The following is a 3,232-nucleotide window of genomic DNA, read 5'->3' as shown; positions in this document are numbered from 1 at the left end:
GTCCGAGAAGTGGCGCGCCAGGACGTAGCGCCGCTTCCAGTCCTTGTGGGCCCAGACCAGGGCCCCCTTGGCGGCCTCGGTGGCGAATCCCAGGTTCCAGAAGGGGCGGCCGATCCAGCAGCCCATCTCGACGCGGCCGTTGTCGCTGTCGAAACCCACCACCCCGATGGGCCCCTGCTCGGGATGGTCGATAACGAACAGGGCCCGATCCTCGGGATCGGCGTCCTGGGCGAGATAGGCCTGGGCGTCCTCCAGCCCATAGGGATGGGGGACGGCGGGGGTCATGCGGGCCAGGTCACGGTCGTTGAGAAGCTTGGCCACGCGCGGCGCGTCGGTCATCCGAGGACGGCGCAGCCGCAGCCGCTGGGTCTCGATGACGGGTTCGATCTGGATGGAGCACATCTTGAACCTCCCGGGTCCTCTGACGGGACCCCTGAAACAGAAAAAGCGGGAGCCCGGCGTTCCGGACTCCCGCTTTTCGGGATTGCGTCCGGTCCGCCTGACTGATCGTCGGGGCGGAACCGGAGAAGACAGGTTCCGCCTAGCTGGCGTTGGTCTCGGCAGCCACCACGTTCACATAGGTGCGGTCGTCGCGCTTGGTGACGAACTGCACAGCGCCGTCGGCGGTGGCGAAGAGGGTATGGTCACGGCCCATGCCGACGTTCACGCCGGCGAAGAACTTCGTGCCGCGCTGACGGATGATGATGTTGCCGCCGACGACGGCCTCGCCACCGAACTTCTTCACGCCGAGACGACGGCCGGCCGAGTCGCGGCCGTTGCGGGATGAACCGCCAGATTTCTTGTGAGCCATTGTGGTCTCCTAAACTTGTCTTGATCCGACGCTTATTCGGCGTCGGGCTTCTTGGCGGCGGCCTTCTTCGGCGCGGCGGGCTTCTTCTCGGCGGCTTCAGCCTTGGGCGCAGCGACGACCTTGGGAGCAGCAGCCTTCTTGGCGGCGGCGGCGGGCGCGGCGGCCTTTTCGGCGGCGAGCGCGGCCTTGGCGGTCGCGGCCTCTTCCAGCTTCAGGTTCCGGGCGCGCGCGTTGAGGACCGCCTTGGTGGTCATGTCCACCACGCCGTCCCAGTTAACGGTCTTGCCGGCGCCGGCCACCGAGGTGACGCGCAGGACGCTCTCGTGCTGGCGATGGCCACGGGTGCGGCGATAGCCCTGACGGCGGCGCTTCTTGAAGATCTTGACCTTCAGGCCCTTGCGGGTCTCGATCAGGGTGGCGCTGACAGAGGCGCCTTCCACGATCGGAGCGCCCAGGGTGATGGTCTCGCCATCGCCCAGCATCAGGACGTCGCCGAAGGCCACATTGGCGCCCGGCTCACCTTCAAGCTTTTCGACGACGAGAAGGTCGCCCGCCTGAACCCGGTACTGCTTACCGCCGGTTTTGATCACCGCGTACATCGTTCGCGCCTTGAGACTTTAGCAAAAAAGGATCACGCCCGCGGGAAGGTCCTGCGTGCGAAGGCGCGGACTTATACAGACGACCCCCGCCAAGTCAACGCAAGCCGCTGTCGATTCAGTGACCGCCGGAAGACTCTCCCGGACGCAGGCTGGCCAGCGTCTTGCGGGCGACGTCGCGTTCGCTCTCCCAGTTGGCCACCACGGCCCTGGAGACCTGCTGCATGAAGGCCAGCCGCGCGGGGACCGGCTTGGTGGTGCGCTTCATCAGGACCACCACGGCGTAGGAGCGACCATCGGGGGCGGTGAGCACGGCGACGTCGTTGATGCCGATGGAGCCGCCGCGCCAGTCCTGGCCGGTGCCGGTCTTGTGGGCGATGGACCAGCCGGAGGGCAGGCCGCCCTTCAGGCGCCGGGGGCCGGTGCGGGCCTCCGACATGGTGGCGAGGAAGGTGTCGGTGGATTCCTGCGACAAAAGCTCGCCGCGCTTCAGGGCCACCAGGGCGGTGGCCACGCCGGCCGGGGTCGCGCCGTCCAGGGGGTTTTCGAGATAGGCGTGCATGGCGGCGTCGCGCACGGCGTCGGGCAGCCGGGCCCGGGCGTCCTTGAAATTGCCGCCGATGCCCATCTCGGGGCTCCAGGTCAGGCCGGCGATCTTGGCCTGCAGGTTCTTCTCGTCGGCGCCCATGCGGATACCGGTGAGGTTCTTGCGCGCCAGCATGTCGGCCACGGCGTCGACGCCGCCCACCTCGGCCAGCAGCTTGTCGTTGGCGGCGTTGTCGCTCTCGATCAGGGCCCGGCGCACCAGGTCGCGTAGGGTGGTGGCGTAGCCGGTGGAGCCGATCTTGTGGGAGATGGGCTGGAAGAAGACGCTGCGGTCGTCAGGGCCGAGGACCACCGCCTGGTCCAGGCTGAGCTTGCCCTGGTCCAGGGCGTCCATCGTGGTCATGGCCACCCAGAGCTTGGAGACGCTCTGCTGGGGGAAGGCGTCGTCGCCGGCCACCTGGGCCATCCAGTCCTCGCTGGTGTCGGCCACGGCGATGCCGACGGGTTCGCGATAGCTGGCCGCCAGTTCGTCCAGGCGCTTCTGCAGCGCCTCCGGCGGCGGGCCGGGTTTGGGGCGCGGAGCGACGTGAGGCCGCGGCGCGCCGGTTCCGGCGGCCAGGATGGTGGGGGCCGGCGCCTCGTCCGGCGTCCCGGTGGCCACATAGGTCCCGCCGAGGATGGCCAGGCCGCCCAGGACCGCCAGGGCCGAGGCCGGCCGCCAGCGGGCGGCCCAGAACATCCGGGTGTCGAAGAGGAAGTCGCGTCTAGCCTGGGGCCACTCCGCCGCGCGGTCCTCGATCCAGGTCAGGGCTCTCAGGCTGGCGACAAGCAGGGACAGGCCGAGGGCGGATGCGCCGTCCACGCCCGACCGGCTCCAAGCCCGTAGCTGCCCAAGCCCTTGATTCATCACGTCTTGAAAACGCCGATCCGGCCACCTTGGTCAAGGAGTCAGGTGGTCGCGGACTTCCACAGTTACGTGACTGAGCCCCGCAAGGCCCGCCAGACGGGCGCGATAGGCCTGAGGCGCCTGCGGAGCGGTCGCGGTGAGGACGACGATCGCGGCGTGATGGCCGGGGCCCAGGCGCCACAGATGCAGGTCCAGCACCCGCTCACCCTCGCCCTCCAGGCGGGCGCGGATCTGCGCGGTGAGCTCGGGGCTGGGATTGACGTCCAGCAGCACGGCGCCCGTGCGGCTGAGCAGCCGCCAGGCGAAGTGGGCCAGCAGGGCCGCGCCCACCAGGGCGGCCACCGGATCGGTCCAGCTCCAGCCCAGGTAGCG

Annotated in this window: 4 protein-coding genes and 1 pseudogene; all 5 read right to left on the bottom strand. The window is 69.2% G+C overall.

Annotated features, from left to right (window positions below; translation table 11 throughout):
* A partial coding sequence (locus tag RMO97_RS18800; protein WP_310542539.1) for a GNAT family N-acetyltransferase occupies window positions 1–402 on the bottom strand: 402 nt, incomplete at its 3' end.
* Between the two features lie 139 nt (window positions 403–541).
* Window positions 542–811, bottom strand: coding sequence for a 50S ribosomal protein L27 (gene rpmA, locus RMO97_RS18795; protein ID WP_215343333.1), 270 nt, complete (start codon window positions 809–811; stop codon window positions 542–544).
* A gap of 32 nt (window positions 812–843) precedes the next feature.
* Complete coding sequence (gene rplU, locus RMO97_RS18790; protein ID WP_310542538.1) at window positions 844–1,410, bottom strand: 50S ribosomal protein L21; 567 nt, start codon at window positions 1,408–1,410, stop codon at window positions 844–846.
* A gap of 115 nt (window positions 1,411–1,525) precedes the next feature.
* Window positions 1,526–2,815: a serine hydrolase gene (locus RMO97_RS18785; RefSeq protein WP_310542537.1), complete on the bottom strand. Its 1,290-nt coding sequence runs from the start codon at window positions 2,813–2,815 to the stop codon at window positions 1,526–1,528.
* Between the two features lie 78 nt (window positions 2,816–2,893).
* Window positions 2,894–3,232, bottom strand: a pseudogene (locus RMO97_RS18780) (cation transporter); the annotation flags it as partial.

Origin of the sequence: Phenylobacterium sp. (assembly GCF_031425575.1) — a bacterium.
In the GTDB taxonomy this organism is placed as follows: domain Bacteria; phylum Pseudomonadota; class Alphaproteobacteria; order Caulobacterales; family Caulobacteraceae; genus Phenylobacterium.
The sequence above is the reverse complement of the archived record's forward strand: the minus strand, read 5'-3'. Positions and strand labels throughout refer to the sequence as shown.